This window comes from Streptomyces antioxidans (genome assembly GCF_000968685.2).
Classification (GTDB): Bacteria; Actinomycetota; Actinomycetes; order Streptomycetales; family Streptomycetaceae; genus Streptomyces; species Streptomyces antioxidans.
In genome coordinates this window covers 1-771 of record NZ_LAKD02000261.1, presented here as the reverse complement: position 1 = coordinate 771, position 771 = coordinate 1, and the positions used below count along the sequence as shown (strand labels likewise).

At 70.4% G+C, this 771-nt stretch carries 1 protein-coding gene; it reads left to right on the top strand.

What is annotated here, in order from left to right:
• Positions 1-20: 20 nt before the first annotated feature.
• The coding region (locus tag VT50_RS38065) for a SpnB-like Rossmann fold domain-containing protein (protein WP_240529512.1) at positions 21-771 on the top strand (751 nt) is incomplete at its 3' end.

Genomic DNA, 771 nt, shown 5'->3' with positions numbered 1-771 from the left:
GGGATGAGTCGGGGCGGGGGGTGGCATCGGTCGAATCGCTGGTGCTGCGCCCGGTCGACGCGGGTCAGCTGAACGCGGTCGGCGGAGCGGCGCGGGACGCGCTGTTCCGGCTCGAGTGGGTCGACGTCCCCGGAGTTGTGGCAGCGGGGGGCGAGGTGGCGCCGCGGACCGAGATGGTGCGGGTCGTCTCAGACGGTCCGGATGTGGTGAGTGACGTGTATGACCGGGTCCTTGAGGTCCTGGAGCGGGTGCAGGGGTGGGTGGGGGATGAGGATTTGGCGGGTGAGCGGTTGGTGGTGGTGACGCGGGGTGCTGTCGATGCGGGTGAGGGTGTGGAGGATGTGGCCGGGGCGGCGGTGTGGGGTCTGGTGCGGTCCGCGCAGTCGGAGAACCCGGGGCGTCTGGTGCTGCTGGACACCGATGACCTGGACGGCGTCGACAGTCTGCTCCCCAGGGTGCTGACTCTGGGCGAGGAGCAGGTGGTCGTGCGGTCAGGCGTGGTGCGGGTGCCGCGTCTGGGCCGGTTGCTGCCCTCGGGGGATGCTCCGGAGTCGGGGGTGTTCGGTTCCGGTGCGGTGCTGGTGACGGGTGGCGTGGGTGTGCTGGGTGGTTTGGTGTCCCGGCATCTGGTTGTGCGGCACGGTGTGGAGAAGCTGGTGCTGTTGTCCCGTCGTGGTGCGGAGGCTGGGGGCGCGGCGGAGTTGCGTGCTGAGCTGGAGGCGGCGGGTGCTGAGGTGTTGGTCGAGGCGTGTGACGTTGCTGATCGTGGGG